The 18,588-nt window shown below is 73.1% G+C and carries 16 protein-coding genes; 12 read left to right on the plus strand and 4 right to left on the minus strand.

Features of this window, described 5'->3' with window-relative positions; all coding sequences use genetic code 11:
* The first annotated feature begins 59 nt into the window (after nucleotides 1-59).
* From ACH4F2_RS23540 to ACH4F2_RS23555, 4 genes are all read left to right on the plus strand, one after another.
* The gene (locus tag ACH4F2_RS23540) at nucleotides 60-689 is read left to right on the plus strand and encodes an alpha-ketoglutarate-dependent dioxygenase AlkB (RefSeq protein ID WP_398134695.1); all 630 of its coding nucleotides are present in this window, start codon (nucleotides 60-62) and stop codon (nucleotides 687-689) included.
* Nucleotides 690-1,111: 422 nt separating this feature from the next.
* On the plus strand, nucleotides 1,112-2,206 hold the full coding sequence (rsgA, locus tag ACH4F2_RS23545; protein ID WP_398134696.1) for a ribosome small subunit-dependent GTPase A: 1,095 nt from the start codon (nucleotides 1,112-1,114) through the stop codon (nucleotides 2,204-2,206).
* A gap of 41 nt (nucleotides 2,207-2,247) precedes the next feature.
* Nucleotides 2,248-2,757 (plus strand): GNAT family N-acetyltransferase, encoded by a 510-nt coding sequence (locus tag ACH4F2_RS23550; protein ID WP_398134697.1) that lies wholly within the window; start codon nucleotides 2,248-2,250, stop codon nucleotides 2,755-2,757.
* Between the two features lie 509 nt (nucleotides 2,758-3,266).
* The gene (locus ACH4F2_RS23555) at nucleotides 3,267-4,499 is read left to right on the plus strand and encodes a DUF4032 domain-containing protein (protein ID WP_398134698.1); all 1,233 of its coding nucleotides are present in this window, start codon (nucleotides 3,267-3,269) and stop codon (nucleotides 4,497-4,499) included.
* A 75-nt stretch (nucleotides 4,500-4,574) separates the two neighbouring features.
* Here ACH4F2_RS23555 and ACH4F2_RS23560 read toward each other — a convergent pair whose 3' ends face one another.
* Nucleotides 4,575-5,450, minus strand: a complete 876-nt coding sequence (locus ACH4F2_RS23560; RefSeq protein WP_398134699.1) for a universal stress protein — start codon at nucleotides 5,448-5,450, stop codon at nucleotides 4,575-4,577.
* Between the two features lie 199 nt (nucleotides 5,451-5,649).
* On the opposite strand from ACH4F2_RS23560, the gene ACH4F2_RS23565 reads away from it, so the two are divergent.
* The 7 genes from ACH4F2_RS23565 (at nucleotide 5,650) to ACH4F2_RS23595 (ending at nucleotide 15,248) form a co-directional block, all read left to right on the plus strand.
* The gene (locus ACH4F2_RS23565) at nucleotides 5,650-8,619 is read left to right on the plus strand and encodes an AAA family ATPase (protein ID WP_398134700.1); all 2,970 of its coding nucleotides are present in this window, start codon (nucleotides 5,650-5,652) and stop codon (nucleotides 8,617-8,619) included.
* Nucleotides 8,620-8,783: 164 nt separating this feature from the next.
* Nucleotides 8,784-10,100, plus strand: coding sequence for a CAP domain-containing protein (locus ACH4F2_RS23570; RefSeq protein WP_398134701.1), 1,317 nt, complete (start codon nucleotides 8,784-8,786; stop codon nucleotides 10,098-10,100).
* A 58-nt stretch (nucleotides 10,101-10,158) separates the two neighbouring features.
* Nucleotides 10,159-10,833 carry an AIM24 family protein gene (locus tag ACH4F2_RS23575; protein WP_398134702.1) on the plus strand — a complete coding sequence of 225 codons (675 nt, stop codon included), beginning with the start codon at nucleotides 10,159-10,161 and terminating at the stop codon, nucleotides 10,831-10,833.
* Between the two features lie 158 nt (nucleotides 10,834-10,991).
* On the plus strand, nucleotides 10,992-11,951 hold the full coding sequence (locus ACH4F2_RS23580) for a threonine/serine dehydratase (RefSeq protein ID WP_398134703.1): 960 nt from the start codon (nucleotides 10,992-10,994) through the stop codon (nucleotides 11,949-11,951).
* A 74-nt stretch (nucleotides 11,952-12,025) separates the two neighbouring features.
* Nucleotides 12,026-13,615, plus strand: coding sequence for a serine/threonine protein kinase (locus ACH4F2_RS23585; protein ID WP_398134704.1), 1,590 nt, complete (start codon nucleotides 12,026-12,028; stop codon nucleotides 13,613-13,615).
* Between the two features lie 121 nt (nucleotides 13,616-13,736).
* On the plus strand, nucleotides 13,737-14,714 hold the full coding sequence (locus ACH4F2_RS23590; RefSeq protein WP_398134705.1) for an LLM class F420-dependent oxidoreductase: 978 nt from the start codon (nucleotides 13,737-13,739) through the stop codon (nucleotides 14,712-14,714).
* A 108-nt stretch (nucleotides 14,715-14,822) separates the two neighbouring features.
* The gene (locus tag ACH4F2_RS23595; protein ID WP_398134706.1) at nucleotides 14,823-15,248 is read left to right on the plus strand and encodes an SsgA family sporulation/cell division regulator; all 426 of its coding nucleotides are present in this window, start codon (nucleotides 14,823-14,825) and stop codon (nucleotides 15,246-15,248) included.
* A 16-nt stretch (nucleotides 15,249-15,264) separates the two neighbouring features.
* On the opposite strand, the gene ACH4F2_RS23600 is transcribed toward ACH4F2_RS23595, so the two are convergent.
* A complete protein-coding gene (locus tag ACH4F2_RS23600) occupies nucleotides 15,265-15,774 on the minus strand; it encodes a DUF6328 family protein (protein ID WP_398134707.1) in 510 nt (169 codons plus the stop codon).
* A gap of 156 nt (nucleotides 15,775-15,930) precedes the next feature.
* On the opposite strand from ACH4F2_RS23600, the gene ACH4F2_RS23605 reads away from it, so the two are divergent.
* Nucleotides 15,931-16,278: a hypothetical protein gene (locus ACH4F2_RS23605; RefSeq protein WP_398134708.1), complete on the plus strand. Its 348-nt coding sequence runs from the start codon at nucleotides 15,931-15,933 to the stop codon at nucleotides 16,276-16,278.
* Nucleotides 16,279-16,294: 16 nt separating this feature from the next.
* Here the strand turns inward: ACH4F2_RS23605 and ACH4F2_RS23610 are convergent, their stop codons facing one another.
* The gene (locus ACH4F2_RS23610) at nucleotides 16,295-17,278 is read right to left on the minus strand and encodes an aldo/keto reductase (RefSeq protein ID WP_398134709.1); all 984 of its coding nucleotides are present in this window, start codon (nucleotides 17,276-17,278) and stop codon (nucleotides 16,295-16,297) included.
* Nucleotides 17,279-17,340: 62 nt separating this feature from the next.
* Nucleotides 17,341-18,549, minus strand: coding sequence for an FAD-dependent monooxygenase (locus ACH4F2_RS23615; protein ID WP_398134710.1), 1,209 nt, complete (start codon nucleotides 18,547-18,549; stop codon nucleotides 17,341-17,343).
* Between the last annotated feature and the right edge of the window lie 39 nt (nucleotides 18,550-18,588).

Genomic DNA, 18,588 nt, shown 5'->3' on the forward strand with positions numbered 1-18,588 from the left:
CCGTGCCGGGAACCGGACACGGATAGAACGTGCATTCGAATCAGGAGTACGCTGATCCCATGACCACGCACCTCCAGGGCTCGCTCTTCGACCAGACGGACGAAGTCCGGCTCGGGCCGCTCGACGGGCTGCGCCGCACACACCTCGGCTCGGGCGCCTGGCTCGACCTGCTTCCCGGGTGGCTGAGCGGCGCCGACGCGCTGTTCGAGCGGCTGGCCGCCGAGGTCCCGTGGCGCGCGGAGCGACGTGCCATGTACCACCAGGTGGTCGACGTACCCCGGCTGCTCGCCTTCTACGGCGCGGGCGACACGCTGCCGCACCCGCTGCTGACCGAGGCGCGCGACGCACTGTCCGCGCACTACGCCGAGGAGCTGGGCGAGCCCTTCACCACCGCCGGGCTGTGCCACTACCGCGACGGCCGGGACAGTGTCGCCTGGCACGGTGACCGGATCGGACGGGGTGCGCGCCAGGACACGATGGTCGCCATCCTGTCGGTCGGGGCACCCCGGGACCTGCTGCTGCGCCCGGCGGGCGGAGGCGGCGACACGGTGCGGCGCCCGCTGGGCCACGGCGACCTGATCGTGATGGGCGGCTCCTGCCAGCGCACCTGGGAGCACTGCATCCCCAAGAGCACCCGCGCCGCCGGGCCCCGCATCAGCGTCCAGTTCCGCCCGCACGGCGTGCGCTGAACCCACCGCCACCGGCCGCCACCCCCGGCCGTACCGGAAGTCTGCCCTCCCCCCTCCACCGGCTCGGTCACAGCACCCTGGCACACGACGCCGAGGGCGGAACCTCCACGCCGATGCTTCTGGCCCGCTCCCGCCACGCCTCCGTCCTCTCCCTGGAGCGCTACGCGGGCCCCGGCGTCGTCCGACGCCGGGGAATGGACGTGTTATCGTCGGCGGAGCCGAGACAATCGGGTCAACTGCGAGACCAGAAGGGGGAGGTGAGTCGATGTCTGCCGTGAAGGCCGCTGCCGTGTGCAGCGCACGCCGGACCATCCTCACGTCCCGGGCCCCGGTCTGACCTGACGTTCACCCCCGCCCAAGCCTGATGGCTCACGGGGGCGGAGTTTCACGCTCGACGGGGTCCTCGTTCAAGGGTCTCCACGTTGTCTCGATCTTCTTTCCATGCTCAGCAGTACTCCCTGGCCGACTACGGCTGGGACGAGGCGTGCGAGCACGCCTTCGCGCCCCATCGCGATGCCGGCTTGATCCCGGCCCGTATCGTGCGAGCCGAACGCGGCTCGTGTGAAGCGGTCACCGACGCCGGAAGCCTCCGTGCGGAGATCCCCGGTGCCGCCGATCAGAAGAATCCGCTGTCGCCGCCGTGCACGGGCGACTGGGCCGCCCTGCGTCCTGCCACCACCGATCACGGACCAGTGCTGCACGCGGTACTGGAGCGACGCACCGCCCTGGTCCGATCCACCGCTTCGCGTACCTCCCGTGGCCAGGTCCTGGCCGCCAACATCGACACGGTCGCGGTGACGGTGTCGCTGGGTACCCCGCTGAAGCACGGCAGGACCGAACGCATGCTCGCCCTGGCCTGGGAGAGCGGCGCCCAGCCGGTCGTGGTGCTCACCAAGGCCGACCGGTGTGCCGACGCGCAACTGGCCGCAGCCGAGGTGTCCGAGGTGGCACCAGGCACAGATGTGCTGGTCACCAGCGCCGTGACCGGGCTGGGCCTGGACACCCTGACGGCCGTCCTGAACGGCACCGTCGTGCTGCTGGGCCCCTCCGGCGCAGGTAAGTCCACTTTGGGTAACCAGCTGCTGGGCGAGGACCGGCTGGCGACCGCCGCTGTGCGCGACGTGGACGGCAAGGGGCGGCACACCACCGCGTGGCGGGAGCTGATTCCGCTGCCCGGCGGCGGGGTGTTGCTGGACACCCCGGGTCTGCGCGCGATCGGCCTGCACGACGCCCAGGACGGGCTGGAGCAGACCTTCACCGAGATCGAACACCTCGCACAGGACTGCCGGTTCACGGACTGCGCACATGTGAGCGAACCCGGCTGCGCGGTGCTGGCTGCCGTCGAGGCAGGCGAGGTTCCCCAGCGCCGTCTGGACAGCTACCGCCAACTGCTGAGGGAGAACGCCTACGCAGCCTCCCGCACCGACGCTCGGCTGCGCACCGACCGCGAGGCCGCCAAGAAGGACATCACGCGGCACCTGCGTGCCACCTACCAGTTCCGGGAGCGCCAGCTGTGAACGACATCCTCCGCCCCCACGACACCACTGAGAACGGAACCATGACCACCTGGACCGCCCGTCCCGAAACCGCCGACGACATCCCCGCCGTCCGTGACGTCCTCCTCGCGGCCTTCCCCACCGCCGCCGAGGCCGACATCGTCGACGCCCTGCGCGCCGACCCGCAGGCGTGGATCGACGGCCTGTCGATGGTCACCGCAGCCCCCGACGGCACCCCGGTCGGGTACGCGCTGCTCACCCGCTGCCACGTCGACGGTCAGCCTGCCCTCGCCCTGGCCCCGTGCGCGGTACTGCCCTCGGCCCAGCGCGCCGGTGCCGGCTCCGCGGCCATCCGCGCCGCCTTGGCCGCCGCCCGGGCCGCGGGAGAGAACCTCGTTGTCGTCCTGGGACACGCCGACTACTACCCTCGGTTCGGCTTCACGCCGGCCTCCCGCTTCGGCATTCGAGCCCCCTTCGAAGTACCTGACGAGGCCATGATGGCCATGGCTCTGGACGACACTCGCCCGGTCCCGGCGGGCACCATCCAGTACCCCGTTGCGTTTGGCGTCTGACCGCTCCTGTGGCGCCCCGGGGCTTGTTCCCCGTGGCGCCGCAGCCTTTCCGGGCCGCGTACTGCCGGATGGTCCGGGAGGAAGCGACGGCTGCCGGACGGTGGGGTCACATCGGGGCCGAGGCCGCTTCTTCCTGCGGGCCGCGCGGCCGGGGCAGCACACTCGTGCCGCGCAGTCCCAGGTCCGACCGGCTGCTCCTGTCCAGCTCGAACCGGCCCCAGGGGTTGCCGTGCGTCCGGAACAGCGGACGTGTTCCGCACCCGCTCCCTATCGTCTTCGAGTGGCGTCCCGACCTCTATCGGGTCCTCCGGCTCCCCGTCCCGCCGCCCCCGCGCTCCTCCGCCCCGCCCGAGATCACTCGTCCAGCTCGACGCAACGTCCGGCGAGGGGAAACCACGATCGCAGGAGTCAGGCAGCGCTGCATGTCCGTTCGCCGTAGCTGTACGAGAACAGGGGCCGTGAGGGAGGCCGCGCGACAAGACCGGGAACGGGCGTTCTAGAGTCGGGGCATGGCCTTGCAGATCAGTGCCACCAATCCTGAGCACCCCGCGCTCCTGCTCGAACTGCCGTGGCAGACGCCGCTGGAGGACTGGCCCGAGGAGTACCTCGTGCCGCTGCCCCGCGGTATCTCCCGCCACGTCGTCCGCTACGCGCGGGCCGGCGACGAGGTGATAGCCGTCAAGGAGCTGGCCGAACGGCCCGCGCTGCGCGAGTACCAGCTGCTGCGCGACCTGGACCGGCTCGCCATTCCCGCGGTGGACGCGCTGGCCGTGGTCACCGGCCGCGCCGACGCCGCCGGCGAGGCGCTGGAACCGGTGCTCATCACCCGGCACCTCGGCGGCTCGATGCCGTACCGGTCGATGTTCGAGACGACGATGCGCCCGGCGACCATGCACCGTCTGATGGACGCCCTGGCCGTGCTGCTGGTCAGGCTGCACCTGGCCGGGTTCGCCTGGGGCGACTGCTCACTGTCCAACACGCTCTTCCGGCGCGACGCGGGCGCCTATGCCGCGTACCTGGTGGACGCCGAGACCGGGGAGCTGCACCCCCGGCTGAGCGACGGGCAACGCGACTACGACCTCGACCTCGCCCGGGTGAACATCAGCGGTGAGCTGCTCGACCTGGAGGCGTCCGGGGCGCTGCACCCCTCCGTCGACCCGATCGACTTCGGCACCGAGATCTGCGCCCGCTACGGGAGCCTGTGGCAGGAGCTGACCCGGACCTCCGTCTATCCGGCGGGCAAGCACCACTACATCGAGCGCCGCATCCGGCGGCTCAACGACCTCGGCTTCGACGTGGCCGAGATGCAGATCGAGCACGCCTCCAACGGTGACACGGTCACCTTCGTGCCCAAGGTCGTCGACGCGGGCCACCACCAGCGTCAGCTGCTGCGCCTGACGGGACTGGACGCCGAGGAGAACCAGGCCCGGCGGCTGCTGAACGACCTGGAGAGCTGGATGGCCACCCAGGACGACTACGCCCCGGGCGACCCCCTGGGGGCCCGCCCCGAAGTCCTCGCCCACCGCTGGGTGCGCGAGGTCTTCCGGCCCACCGTGCGCGCCGTGCCGGTGGAACTGCGCGGCGCGATGGACCCGGCCGAGATCTACCACGAACTGCTGGAGCACCGCTGGTACCTGTCCGAGCGGGCCCAGCACGACATCGGGCTGGACACGGCCGTGGCGGACTACATCACGAACATCCTGCCCAGGGCCCGGGAGACCCTGCAGCCGACGGCCGACTGAGTCACCGGCCCGGGCGGAACGCCCGCGGACGTGACGTCCGTACGGGCGTGGCCCGTACAGGCGCCCGTACAGGCGTCACGCGTGCGGGACCACCGCCACCGGGCAGTCCGCGTGGTGCAGCACGCCGTGCGCCACCGAGCCGATCCTGGCGCCGACGGCCGTACGGCGGGCACGGCGGCCGACGACCATCAGCTGGGCGTCCGCGGCCACCGACAGCAGCACCTGCCCCGCGCTGCCCATCTCCACGTGCTCGATCACCGGGACGTCGGGGAAGCGCTCGCGCCACGGCCCGAGCGCCTCGCCGAGGGCCTTCCTCTCGTACGACTCGAGGCCCCCGGCCTCGTCGGCGAGCCGCATCGACCCCGGGCTGTAGGTGAACACCGTCGGCAGGGCCCAGGCCCGGACGGCCCGCACGGTGGCACCGCGCGCGGCTGCCGCCTCGAAGGCGAAGCCGATCACGTCGGCGCTGTCCTCCGGCTCCCCCTGCTGCCCCACGACGACCTCACGGCCGGCGGCCTCGGCCGCGGCCTCCTCCCCGGCCCGTACGAGGACGACGGGCCGGGTCGCCTCGGCGATCACCTGCTGGCCGACCGAGCCGAGCAGGAAGCCGACGACCGCCCCGTGGCCGCGCGAGCCGAGCACCAGCGTCCCGGCGTCGCCCGCGGCGGCGAGCAGTACGGCGACGGCGTCGTCGGCCTCGCGGACCTCGGTGGACACCGTGAGATCCGGGTGCCGCCCGGTGACGGTCCGGACCGACTCTGCGACCGAGTCCTCGACCCACCGCTCCTGCGCGTCCCGGTCCCCCGGGCCGGCCGCGTCCTGCGGCTGGAACCGCCAGGCGTGCACGACGTGCAGCGGCGCTCCCCGGCGGACCGCCTCCCTCGCGGCCCAGGCCAGTGCGGCCAGGCTCTCCTCCGAACCGTCGACCCCTGCCGTGATCGGGCGCGTCATGCGGTTCCCTCCCTGTGTCGCGGTCACGTCCATGGGATCCAGTCTTCCCCACGCCGCCTTCCTGACTGCTACGCCGCCCCCCCGGCTTCGCAGCGGGAGCGGGTGAACGGCGGCACGGCCGAACCCGTCGCGCCCGCACGCCGACGGCCCGCTCCGGCGCCCTCGTCCGCGAAAGGGACTGCCGGACCCGCATGCCAGGATGGGCATCGTGCCGCAGACCTCATTCACCAGTCCGCTCGTCGGCCGCGAGGACGAACTCGCTCGTCTCACCGGCGTACTGGAGCGCGCCCGCGCCGGGGAGGCCCGCGCGGTGCTGATCGCCGGGGACGCGGGGGTCGGCAAGACCCGCACCCTGGACGAGGTCGCCCTTCGGGCCGCCGCGGCCGGGACGACCGTGCTCACCGGGCACTGCGTCGATCTGGGTGACGTCGGCCTGCCGTACCTGCCGTTCACCGAGATCCTCGGTGTGCTGGCCGCCGACGAGCGGTTCGCCGCCGTGCAGGCCGCCCATCCGGTGGCCGACCGGCTGCTCGGCGGCGCTCCGGACGACGGGAGCGGCACCACGCGTTCGCGGCTGCGGCTGTTCGAGGACGTGGCCGCGCTGCTGACCGAACTGACGGACGTCGCCCCGCTGCTGCTGCTCCTGGAGGACCTGCACTGGGCCGACCAGTCCTCCCGGGATCTGCTGCGGTTCCTGCTGAGCCGGCAGGTCCTGCAGCGGCCGGCGGGCGGTGCGCCCGGCGGGCGGCTCGCGGTGTTCGCCTCCTACCGGGCGGACGACCTGCACCGCCGCCACCCGCTGCGGCCGCTGCTGGCCGAGCTGGTGCGCCTGCCCACCGTGGAACGGCTGGAGTTGCGGCCCCTGCCCGACGCCGACGTAGCCCGGCTGGTGCGCTCCCTGCGGGACCGGCCGCTGCCGGACACCACCGTGCACCGGATCGTCGAGCGGGCCGAGGGCAACGCCTTCTACGCCGAGGAACTGGTCGCGGCCACGGACACGCCCGCCGGGGGCGTGCCCAGCGGTCTGGCCGACGTCCTGCTCATCCGGTTCGAGCAGCTGTCCGAGACCGCCCAGCAGGTGCTGCGCACCGCCGCGGTCGCCGGGCGTCGCGTGGGGCACGACCTGCTGCGGGACGCCGTCGGACTGCCCGAGGAGGAGCTGGAAACGGCGCTGCGCGAGGCGGTGGAGCGACAGTTGCTCGTCACCGGCGACGGGGGGACCTACTCCTTCCGGCACGCCCTCGCGCGGGAGGCGGTCTACGCCGACCTGCTCCCCGGGGAGCGGGCCCGGCTGCACGGCGCGTTCGCCCGGCTGCTCACCGCGCGGGACCGCCGGTCCGAAAGCGCGGCCGAGCGCGCCCACCACTACCGCGAGAGCCACGACCTGCCCGACGCGCTCGCCGCCTCCCTGGAAGCCGCCGACCACGCCCAGCGCGTCGGCGCGCCCGCCGAGGAGCTGCGGCACGTCGAGACGGCCCTCGACCTGTGGTCGGCGGTCGACGCCGCCGCACGGCCCGCCGGCCCCGACGCCGTGACGCTCACCCTGCGCGCGTCCGCGGCCGCCGCGCACGCCGGGGAGCTGCACCGCGCGGTCTCCCTCACCCGGTCCGCGCTGGCCCGCCTCGGCCAGGACGCGGACCTGGAGCTCGCCGCCCGCGTCCGCTACACGCTCGCCGGGAACCTGCTGAGCGTCGACAATCTTTCCGCCGCGTTCACCCACAGCAGCGAGGCGCTCGCCCTCATCCCCGCCGAGCCGCCGTCGTCGACGTGGGTGTGGGCGGCGGCCACCCACGTGATGGCGGCCCGTCAGGTCGGGGAGAACGAGACGGCGCTGCGGGTCGCCCGCCGGGCCCTGCGCGTCGCGGAGGATCTGGGGGTCACCGACGCCCGTGCCGACCTCCTGATCTCCCTGGCCGGACTCGAGGGCGGCGACCGGAGCACTCCCAAGGGCCGGGAGCGGCTGCTGGAGGCCCGGGAGCTGGCGCGGCGGGCGGGCAACGCGCCGGTGGAGATGCGGGCGTTGTTCAACCTCGCCATCGGCTGCTTCGAGTCCGGTGACCTGGCCCAGTGCCTGCCCTGGGCGGCGGAGGGACTGGACCGGGCCCGCCGCTCGGGGCTGCTGTCCTCGCCGTATCCGCGGGAGATGCGGTATCTGCGGCTGCTGGTGCAGTACACGCTGGGGCACTGGGACGACTGCGTGCGCGGGGCCGCGGACAGCGCCGGCGTGCTGCCCGCCGCAGGCGGTCACGCCATCGGGCCCGGGCTGTACGTGGCGCTGGCGCGCGGCGACTTCGGGGCCGTGGACCGTGCCCGCGCGATGCTGGAGGGGCCGTTCGACTGGATGGGCACGCTGGTCGCGGGCATCGTGCTGACCGACGCCGCCGCGCTGCGCGGGAACGCGGAGGACGCGGTGCGGTGGGCCCGGTCCACCGTCGAGGCGCTCACCGACGCGGCGGGCACGCGGCCCGCCGCCACCGTCAGGCTGGCCGCCCTCGCACTGTCCGCGGTCGCCGACAGCGTCGTCGAACTGCGCGGGGCGGGCGACGAGGCGGGGGTCCGCCGCTGGAGCGGGACGGCGGCGGAACTGGTGCGGCAGGCCCGGTCGTCCGCCGGGCGCGGGGAGGACGGCACACCGCAGGGCCCGGAGGGTCAGGCGTGGCTGGCGCGCGCGGAGGCGGAGCTGGCCCGGATCACCGGGCCCGGACCGGACCCGGCGTCCTGGGAGAAGGCGGTGGCGGGGTTCGCGTACGGCGACGCCTACGAGCGCGCTCGGTGTCGGCTGCGGCTGGCGCAGGCCCTGCTGGCGGCCGACCGCCGCGAGGAGGCGGCCACCGAGGCCGACAGCGTACGCCGGGAGGCCGACCGGCTCGGCGCCACGGTGCTGCGCGAGCGGCTCAACGACCTGGTCCGCCGCGGCCGGCTGACGGACACGACGTCCACCGGCGGCCGTGCGGCGCGGCTCACCGCCCGCGAGCAGGACGTACTGCGGCTCCTCGCCCTCGGCCGCAGCAACCGCCGGATCGGCGAGGAGCTGTTCATCAGCGCCAAGACGGCGAGCGTCCACGTCTCCAACATCCTCGCCAAGCTGGAGGCGGCAAGCCGCACGGAGGCGGTGGCGATCGCCTACCGGCGGGGCCTGGTCACTGGGGAGCGAACCGCCTCGGGCTGAGCCCGGGGCTGGACGGGCGCCGGGAACTCCCGTTGTCCGGTGGACGTTCACCCGAAACCGAAACCCGAAACCCGAAACCCGAAACCCGAAACCCGAAACCGACACCCCGACCGGAACGTGGCACGAGGACCACGAGGACGACCACGAGGACACAGGGCGGCACGATGAGCGAGTTGGTCCCCGGGGGCAATGTTCCCCTGCCCGACGGTCCCGTGAGCGTGCGGGTGCCCGGAGGTTTCGACGTGACGGCACTCATCACCGATGACGGTGGCAAGGTGGGCGGTGACGACGACTTCGTCTTCTACAACCAGCCGGAGGCACCCGGCGCCCGGTTGCGGGGCGACACGCTCACCGTCGATCCCGCGCGACTGCGCCCCGGTGCCACCCGGGTGACGGTGGCGGTCAGCCCCTCGGACCCCGGGACCGTCCCGAGCGCACTGCCCTCCCCCACACTCCTTGTCACCGACCCGCGCGGGCGCGTACTGACCCGGTTCACCCCGCCGCGCCCCGGGCAGGAGACCGTACTGCTGCTGGCGGAGTTCTACCGGCGCGGCGAGCAATGGAAGCTGCGCGCTCTGGGACAGGGGTACGCCGACGGACTCGCCGGCCTTGCCCGGGACTTCGGGGTGGAGGTCGACGACGCCCCGTCGCCCGGCGACCGGGCACCGGCCACGTCGTCCTCTGCTCCCTCCGCATCCCCCGCCGACCCCGACGGCTTCCTCGGTCTCGTCAACGCCGCCCGGGCGCAGGCCGGTTCCCGTCCGGTCTCCACCGACCCACGCCTGGTCTCCGCGGCCCGGGCGCACGCCGCCGCCATGGCCGCCGCGGGCACGCTGAGCGTCGAGACCCGGGACGGTGTCTCCGTCCACCAGCGCGTCGTCTCTGCCGGGTACGCCTATCTCACCGTCGGCGAACACCTGGTCTCCGGTCCGCGCACGCCCACCGAGTTCGTCGCGTACTGCCTGCGCGGCGAGTGGACCCGGCGCACACTGCACGACGCGGCGTTCACGCACGCCGGGTGGGCGTGGGTGACCGGTGGACCCTCGGGCGACACGTACTGGACCGTGTTGTGGGCCGTCCCGCTCACCCCGGACGGCCTGGCCCGCACGACGGCCGAGGTCGTCGACCTCACCAACCGCGAACGGGCCGGGGCCGGCCTGCCCGCCCTGGGCGTCGATGCCCGGCTGACCCTCGCCGCGCAGGCGCACAGCGCGGACATGGTGGCCCGCGACTTCTACTCCCACACCGATCCGGACGGCGGCAAACCCTGGGACCGGGCCGCCGCCGCGGGTGCCACGCGGCGCACGGTCGGGGAGAACATAGCCTGCGGCCAGCGTTCCCCCGCCGACGTGGTGGAGGGCTGGATGAACAGCCCGGGCCACCGCGCCAACATCCTCAAGCCCGACTTCACCCACATAGGCGTCGGCCTCGCCGGCGGCGGCCGGGCGGGGACGTACTGGACCCAGGTCTTCGGCGGCTGAACACGTCCACCGGTACGCGATCTTGGCGGAACAGAACACTCCGGGCCAGTATGCCCATATGAAGGGTGACCTCTTTTCCAGCGAGCACATGGTGCAGCCCGCCACCGCGCCGGGCATGACCGTCGAGAACTCCAAGTGCGTCCGTTACGCGGTGAACGGCGACATGCTGGCCCGGCAGGGCGCGATGATCGCCTATCGCGGCAACCTCCAGTTCGAACGCAAGGGCCAGGGCGTGGGCGGCATGCTCAAGCGCGCGGTCACCGGGGAGGGACTGCCCCTGATGGCGGTGCGCGGACAGGGCGAGGCCTGGTTCGCGCACGAGGCGCAGAACTGCTTCATCGTGGAGGTCGAGCCCGGCGACGAGTTCACGGTCAACGGCCGCAACGTCCTGTGCTTCGACTCCTCGTTGTCGTACCGCATCGCCACCGTGAAGGGTGCGGGCGTCACCGGCGGCGGACTGTTCAACAGCGTCTTCACGGGGCAGGGCAGGCTGGGGCTGGTGTGCGAGGGCAGCCCGCTGGTCATCCCGGTCTCGCCCCAGTCCCCGGTCTATGTCGACACCGACGCGATCGTCGGCTGGTCGGCCGGGCTGTCGACCTCCCTGCACCGTTCGCAGTCCATCGGCTCGATGCTGCGCGGCGGTTCGGGTGAGGCCGTGCAGCTGATGCTCCAGGGCCAGGGCTTCGCCGTCGTACGGCCGAGTGAGGTGACACCGCAGAAGCCGCAGCACTGAGACGCCCCGGTACGCGGACAGGCGGACGACGCGGCGGCCCTGAGCGGGGCCGGCCGGGAGTCGCGGTCCCCTCGGGGAACCGTGTTGACCTTGGGGCGTGACGCGCGAAAGGGTGCCAAGCGGCGCGGATCACCGCCCGCGCCGGAAGGATGACTGCCTTGATCGGGATCACGGAGATCGAAGCCGCGGCCGAGCGGATCGCCGGACATGTCGTACGTACCCCGACCGTGCCCAGCCCCGGGCTGTCCGCGCTGCTCGGGGTCCCGGTCACCACGAAGCTGGAGCTGCTCCAGCGCACCGGTTCGTTCAAGGCGCGCGGCGCTACGGCGAAGCTGCTGTCGCTGACCGAGGCGGAGCGGGCCGCCGGTGTCGTCGCGGTCAGCGGCGGCAACCACGGCATCGCGGTGGCGGTCATGGCCGCCGCACTCGATGTCAAGGCCACGGTGGTCATGCCGCGTACGGCACCGGCCCGTTCCGTGGAGACCGCCGAGGGGGCGGGCGCGCTGGTGCGGCTCACCGACGGCATGGACAGTGCCTTCGCGCTGGTGGCCCGGCTTCGGGAGGAGGGACTGACGCTGGTCCACCCCTTCGACGACCCCGTCGTGATCGCGGGGCAGGGCACCGTCGGCCTGGAGTTCGCCGAGGACGCCGGAGAGCTCACGGACGTACTCGTGAGCATCGGGGGCGGCGGACTGATCGCGGGCGTGGCGGCGGCGCTGCGGGGCCTGCGGCCACACGTGCGGATCTGGGGCGTGGAGACCGGGGGCGCCGAGGCGATGTCACAGGCGCTGGCGGCGGGCGGACCGCTCCCCGTGCCCCTGTCCTCGATCGTCACCACGCTCAGCGCCCCGTCCGTCTCGCAGCTGACGTACGACCATGTGTCGGCGCTGGTCGGCGAGGTGCTCGTGGTGCCGGACCGGGAGGCCGTCGAGGGTTCGCTGGCTCTCGCCGAGCACGGCAAGGTGTGGACCGAGCCGGCCGCCGGCTGTCTGCTGCCGGCGGCCCGGCGCGTGGTGGAGCGGGTGGGCGACGGCGCCCGGATCGGGCTGGTGGTGTGCGGGGGCAACTCCACGACCGCGGACATGACGGCCTGGGCGGACCGCTTCGGGCTGCGCTGACGCCCGATTGAACACGGCACGGCCCGCGCACCGTACCTCTGGGCAAGCCGAGAGCCGGCGGTGCGGAACAAGGGATGGCCATGGTCAGGGCGCGCGTCTCCACACACGGGTTGGTCGCCGGGCGGTACCGCCTCCTCGAGGTCGTCCACCGTGAGGCGAACCGCGTGTGCTGGGCCGGGGAGGACACCGGGACGGGACGCCCGTGCCTGGTCACGCAGGTCGGACTCCCGGAGGAACACGCCGATGAGGCCGCACGCCGGGCCCCGGACCGGGTGGTCCGCACCTACGAGACCATGCAGTCGTTGTGCCCCGGCCGGATCGCCGAGGTGGTCGACGCCGTCGTGGCGGACGGTTCCCTGTGGACGGTGACCGAACGGGGCGGCGGCGTACCGCTCGGCGAACTCCTCGACCGGCGGGGCACCTTCAGCCACGCGCGGGCGGCGCGCGTCGGCCTGGAGCTGCTGGCCGTGCTGGAGGCGGCGCACGATCAGGGTGTCACGCACGGCGAGCTGAGTCCGGGACAGGTGTTCGTGCGCGAGGAGGGGTCCGTCGTCGTCACCGGCTTCGGACTGGCCGGCGCCACCCTCGCCCCACGGCTCACCGCGCCCTCGTACGCCTCGCCCGAGCAGGCGCGCGACGAGCGGATCGGGCCCGCGTCCGACCTGTGGACGCTCGGGGCCATCCTCTACACGATGGTCGAGGGGCGTCCGCCGTTCCGTGACCGGGGCCGGCCCGAGACGACGCTGAAGGGCGTGGACCGGCTGCCGCTGCGCACGCCGGTGCGTGCCGGTCCGCTGACGCAGGCCGTGCGGGGACTGCTGCGCAAGGACGCCCGGGAGCGGCTGACCCGCCCGGTGGTCCGCGAGGCCCTCAGCCGGGTGCTGACGGCTGATCGCGCCGCGGCCGTGCGGGAGGCCCCCCGTCCCCGGCTCCGGGGCGTGTACGCCGCCGCCCGGGACATGAGCCGCGAACGGAGCCGGCGGACGGTGGTCGCCGGGACCGCCCTGGCCGTCGTCACGGTCACGGCCGCCGTCCTCGCCCTCCCCCACGGACTGCCCGGCACGGGCGGCGACTCCGCCACCGGCACCCGGCAACACCCCTCGGCGCCCGCCGTCCCGCCCACCGACGGCACCGCTCCCTCCTCCCCCGTTCCCCCGCCCAGCACGACACCGTCACCGCCACCACCGGGCGACGCCGTGCCGGCCGGGTTCCGCCGCTACGACGCGCCGGAGGGCTTCTCCGTCGCCCTCCCCGAGGGCTGGCGGCGGCTGGACACCTCTCGGGTGCCGGACGTGGCCTACCGGGTCGTCTTCGGCGCCTCCGACGATCCCCGCACCCTCGCGGTCACCTACAGCGAGCGGGCGGGCGCGGATCCCGTGGCGGTCTGGCGCGACGACGTCGAGCCCGGCCTGGAACGGTCGGGCGAGTACCGGCGGATCGGCGAGATCCGCGCGACGACGTACCGGGGACAGGAGGCGGCCGACATGGAGTGGGTCGCCCAGGACGGCGGCGCCCGGTTGCGCACCTTCGGCCGCGGTTTCCTCCTCGGCGGCGGACGCAGCTTCTCGCTGCGCTGGACCGCTCCGGCCGACGACTGGGACGACACCGTGAACGAGCGGGCACTCGCCGCCTTCCTGAAGACGTTCCGGGAAGGCTCGGCCTGACCGTCCTCGCCCGCCCTCGCCCGTCCGTGCGCCCGCCCTCGCCCGTCCGCGCCCATCCGCGCGCCCGCCCTCCCTCCGTTTCGCCTCGTTTTCACCGCTCCCGGACGGGGACTCGCCCGTTATGGTGCAAATCGGATACACGATGATGACCGAGCAGGCCGGCCCCCGTGAGCTCGTCGGCCATCTGGTGCGGGCCGAGGAGGTGGGGTTCGACTTCTCGGTGACCTCGGACCACTACTTCCCGTGGCTGCGCTCGCAGGGCCACTCGCCGTACGCGTGGACCGTACTGGGTGCGGCGGCACAGGCGACCTCCCGCATCCCGCTCATGACGTACGTGACATGTCCGACGTTCCGCTACCATCCGGCGGTGGTGGCGCAGAAGGCGGCGACGCTCCAGTTGCTGTCCGAGGGCCGGTTCCGGCTCGGGCTCGGTTCGGGCGAGAACCTCAACGAGCACGTGGTGGGCGGCGGCTGGCCGTCCGTGGACGTGCGGCACGAGATGCTCCAGGAGGCCGTGGAGATCATCCGGGCGCTGTTCGAGGGCCGTCATGTGAACCATCGCGGCGCGCACTTCGACGTGGAGTCGGCCCGGCTGTGGGACCTGCCGGACAGCGCGCCGCCCATCGGGATCGCCGTCTCAGGGGAGCGGTCCTGCGCGCTCGCGGGCGAGCACGCCGACCTGGTGATCGCCACCGAGCCCAAGCCAGGGCTGCTGGAGGCCTTCGACCGGCACGGTGGCGAGGGCAAACCGCGCGTCGGTCAGCTGCCGGTGTCCTACGACCCCGACCGGAACACGGCGATCAAGCGCGCCCACGCCCAGTTCCGCTGGTTCGGCAGCGGCTGGAAGGTCAACTCCGAACTGCCGCATCCGGATTCCTTCGATGCGGCCACCCAGTTCGTCACCCCCGACGACGTCGCCGAGTCGATCCCCTGCGGCGACGACCCGGACGCCTTCGTGGAGGCCGTACGCCCGTACACCGAGGCCGGGTTCACCGAGGTCGCCCTGGTACAGATCGGGGGCGAGTCACAACCGGCCTTCCTGGACTGGTCGGAGAAGACCCTGCTGCCGGCGCTGCGCGAGGCGCTGGGCAGTTCCTGAGTTCCGGGTCGAAACCCGGGCGTGGGCGAATCACCCGTCTGCGTGAGCATCTTGCGGACGGGCGGGGTACTAGAGGGCTCTACGTCCGTTCCCGTGGAGGCCCTTGTCGTGAACACCGTCGTGCACAAGACTCTGGTGGTGCAGCTCCAGGCGGGCGGCGCCGACCGCTTCCCCGTGCTCGCCCACTTCACCTACGACTCCGCGGACCCGTTCGCGCTCACCGTGGTGTTCACTCATGACGGCCGCGTGCTCGCCCGCTGGACGCTGGACCGGGAGATGGTGGGCGACGGGCTCACCCGCCCGGTCGGCGTGGGCGACGTGCGGTTGCGCCCCGAGTCGCGGGGGCTCTGGGACGAGCTGCGCGTCGAGCTGCTGGGCGACGCGCGGCCCGACGGGGGCCGCCACCACGCGGTGGTGTTCGTGTGGGCGGCGGCCGTCGAGGCCTTCCTGCGTGAGACCCACGCCGTGGTCCGGCCGGGTGAGGAGCAGGTGCGCGTCGACGACTTCCTCGCGGAGCTCATGACGGAGGGCTGACCTTCGGGGACAGGCCTCAGCGGGACGTGTAGCGGTGCCGGGTCCACAGCGGGATCCCGAACCAGCACAGCAGGTACCAGACCACCACGCCGGTGACGAGATAGGGCACGAAGCCGTCGTTCGTCGCCACGCGGAGGATCAGCAGGAGCGAGGCCGTCATCGTGGCGAGCAGCAGCACCAGGCCGAGCAGGGTCAGCCGGGAGGCCCACCGCACCGCCTGGGGTTTCACGCGCCTCCCGGAGACGATGCGGTGCAGGGACACCGGCCCGATCAGCGCGCCCGTGGTCACGGCGCCGAGGACGACCGTCACGAGATAGATCGTCTGGTCCGTGTCCGAGAGGTCGTCGTACTTCGGAGTGAACACCACGGTCAGCAGGAAGGCGAACAGGATCTGCACGCCCATCTGCGCGACGCGGACCTCCTGGATCAGCTCCGTCCACATCCGGTCCGCCCGCTCCTCCTCGCTCTCGTTGCGCCCTCTGCGCCGGACCGAGCCGTTGTCATCCGCCGTGTCCGAGTCCGTCACTGTTCCTCCCGGTTGCCGCGGCCTGCGTCCCCTTCCCTCTTCCCGGGTTCCCCGCGCTCAGGCCCCGTGCCGGGGTCGGCGCGCCCGGTTTGGGCGATCGGGGGACGGTTACACGGGCCGGGACCGACCGACGCAGGCCCAGGAGGAAGGTGAAGGATGTCCGACACACAGCTCACCGTGACACTCAGCGGTGGCGGCATCGACGACGCGCGGGCGATCGTCCGCGCACTGGAGGGTGTCTTCGGAGCGTCCGACGGCCTCCCGGCGGACGAGCGGGCGACGGTGCGCATCGCGACCTTCGACTCCCCGGCGGCCCCGGAGGCGTCCTCGGCGCCCCGAGAGGCGGGTGCCCCGCTGTCCACGCCGGTGGAGGTCACCGTGCAGGGCACACCGCAGGCCGTCGAGGCGGCGAGCAAGACGCTGTCCCACGCCTTCAGCACGCGGAACGAGGGAGCGGCCTCCGGCGACCAGGAGCGGGAGCGGCAGCTGCTCCTGGTGCCGTGAGGTTCGCGGGCAGCGCCTACCAGCGGCCCTCGACCTGGTCCTTGACACGGCGTTCGTAGAGGTCGCGGACGGCCGCGAGCGTGTCCTCGGACAGCTCGGGCAGCCGGGCGGCGTCCGTGTTGGCGCGGGCCTGCTCGGGCGAACGGGCGCCGGGGATCACCGTGGTCACGCCGGGCTGCTGGATGATCCAGCGCAGCGCCAGCTGAGCCGGGGTGTATCCCTCGGGGGCGAGCGCGGCGAACTCGGCGGCGGCCTCCACGCCCGTGGCGAAGTCGACGCCGGAGAAGGTCTCGCCCTGGTCGAAGGCCTCGCCGTGCCGGTTGAAGTTCCGGTGGTCGTTCGCGGCGAAGACCGTGTCCCGGGTGTACTTGCCGGACAGCAGACCGGACGCCAGCGGCACCCGGGCGATGATGCCGACGCCCGCTTCCCGGGCCGCCGGGAGGACCTCGCGCAGGGGCTTCATCCGGAACGGGTTGAGGATGATCTGAACGCTCGCCACGTTCGGCCGGGCGATCGCGGCCAGTGCCTCCTCGCAGGTCTCCACGCTGACGCCGTACGCGGCGACGCGCTCCTCCTCGACCAGGGTGTCCAGTGCGTCGAACACCTCGTCGGTGGAGTAGACGGACGTCGGCGGGCAGTGCAGCTGTACCAGGTCGACGACGTCGATGCCCAGGTTGCGGCGGGAGCGGTCGTTCCACTCCCGGAAGTTGTCGAGGACGTAGTTCTGCGGGATCTGCTCGACCCGGCGGCCCATCTTCGTGGCGACCAGCACGTGCAGGTCGGGCCTGCCCCGCAGGAACGTGGCGATGGTCTCCTCGCTGCGTCCGTCGCCGTAGACGTCCGCCGTGTCGAAGAAGGTCACCCCCGACTCGGCCGCCGCCTCCAGCACCGCGAGGGCTTCCTTGTCGTCGACGTCTCCCCAGTCGGCGCCGAGTTGCCAGGTGCCGAGGCCGACCACCGATGCGTGCTGATCCGACCTGTCGAATGTGCGCTCGTCCATGTCGTCAGTCTGCCATCCGCAGTGATCACGCACCGCTCCGGGACAAGCTCGGTTCCGTCGCCCTAGCCGCGGGCGGCCAGGTTCCGTGCCTGCACCGTCCGCGCGACTCTCGGCCCCAGCCAGCGCTTGAGCCGGCGCAGCGCCTCCAACTGCCCGGCCGCCCGGTCGATCCGGTAGTAGAGCTGGGGCGGGAGGTACGGCAGCAGCGGCGAGTGGCGCTGGCCGAGGAGAGCGAACATCCGCTCCGGGGGCAGGTGGATGTAGCGGGGCAGGTTCTCGTACCACTGGGCGCTGTGGCGGGCCGCGCTCTGCACCGGCAGCAGGGCCGCCCTGCGTTCGCGTTCGTAGTGGGCGAGGGCGTCCGGGAGGGTCGCCCTCTCGCGCAGCGCGGCGGACAGGGCCATGGCGTCCTCCAGCGCGAGGGTGGTGCCGGCGCCGATGGAGTAGTGCGTGGTGTGGGCGGCGTCGCCGAGGAGGACGAGGTTGTCCCGGGACCAGGTGCGGTTGGTGAGCGTGCGGAAGGTCTGCCACGGTGCGCGGGCGCCGGGCACGGACCGCCCGGTGAGCGGATGGCCGTCCAGAACGTCCGCGAAAAGCTTCTCCAGCAGGATCAGTCCCTCGGCCGCGTCGGCCCGGTCCAGGCCCAGGCCGGTCCAGGTCTCGGGCGCGCACTCGACGACGCAGGTACTGCCCTCGGGGCCGTAGCCGTAGCCGTACGCCCAGATCCAGCCGTGGTCGGTCTCGACGAAGACGAAGGTGAAGGCGTCGAAGATCTTGGTGGTGCCGAGCCAGACGTAGGGGTTGCGGCCCTCCCGGATCTCGGTGCCGAAGTGACCGGCGTGGCGGGTGCGCAGGGCGCTGCCCACCCCGTCGGCCGCCACGACGAGGTCTGCGGCGGGCGGGGCGCCGGTGATCCCGTCCTCGTACTCCAGGCGTACGCCGAGGGAGCGGGCGCGGGCGGCGAGGATCTCCAGGAGCCGGTGGCGGCCGATGCCGAAGCCCTCGTCGCCGCGGTGCCGGGCGGACCGGTCGCCCACGTGGGCGACGCCGTCGCGCCAGCGCACCGAGTACTCCTCGACGGCGCGCGCGGACTCGGGGTCGTGTTCCTGGAGCCGGTCGAGCAGTCCGCGCCAGTAGGTGACGCCCCAGCCGTAGGTGGAGCCTTCCGGGTCGCGTTCGTGGACGGTGATGTCGTGGGAGGGGTCCTGCAGCTTGAGCAGGATCGACAGATACAGTCCGGCGGGCCCGCCGCCGACACAAGCGACCTTCATACACACCCCTGGTATGCACTCATTACGGTCATTTCGGTC

Origin of the sequence: Streptomyces sp. NPDC017890 (assembly GCF_044328675.1) — a bacterium.
GTDB lineage: Bacteria > Actinomycetota > Actinomycetes > Streptomycetales > Streptomycetaceae > Streptomyces.

Bases quoted from the DNA above. Each gene is read 5' to 3' on its own strand.
- ACH4F2_RS23540 (WP_398134695.1), top strand. From the start codon at position 60: ATGACCACGCACCTCCAGGGCTCGCTCTTCGACCAGACGGACGAAGTC.
- ACH4F2_RS23550 (WP_398134697.1), top strand. From the start codon at position 2,248: ATGACCACCTGGACCGCCCGTCCCGAAACCGCCGACGACATCCCCGCC.
- ACH4F2_RS23555 (WP_398134698.1), top strand. From the start codon at position 3,267: ATGGCCTTGCAGATCAGTGCCACCAATCCTGAGCACCCCGCGCTCCTG.
- ACH4F2_RS23560 (WP_398134699.1), bottom strand. From the start codon at position 5,450: ATGACGCGCCCGATCACGGCAGGGGTCGACGGTTCGGAGGAGAGCCTG.
- ACH4F2_RS23565 (WP_398134700.1), top strand. From the start codon at position 5,650: ATGGGCATCGTGCCGCAGACCTCATTCACCAGTCCGCTCGTCGGCCGC.
- ACH4F2_RS23570 (WP_398134701.1), top strand. From the start codon at position 8,784: ATGAGCGAGTTGGTCCCCGGGGGCAATGTTCCCCTGCCCGACGGTCCC.
- ACH4F2_RS23575 (WP_398134702.1), top strand. From the start codon at position 10,159: ATGAAGGGTGACCTCTTTTCCAGCGAGCACATGGTGCAGCCCGCCACC.
- ACH4F2_RS23585 (WP_398134704.1), top strand. From the start codon at position 12,026: ATGGCCATGGTCAGGGCGCGCGTCTCCACACACGGGTTGGTCGCCGGG.
- ACH4F2_RS23590 (WP_398134705.1), top strand. From the start codon at position 13,737: ATGGTGCAAATCGGATACACGATGATGACCGAGCAGGCCGGCCCCCGT.
- ACH4F2_RS23605 (WP_398134708.1), top strand. From the start codon at position 15,931: ATGTCCGACACACAGCTCACCGTGACACTCAGCGGTGGCGGCATCGAC.
- ACH4F2_RS23610 (WP_398134709.1), bottom strand. From the start codon at position 17,278: ATGGACGAGCGCACATTCGACAGGTCGGATCAGCACGCATCGGTGGTC.
- ACH4F2_RS23615 (WP_398134710.1), bottom strand. From the start codon at position 18,549: ATGAAGGTCGCTTGTGTCGGCGGCGGGCCCGCCGGACTGTATCTGTCG.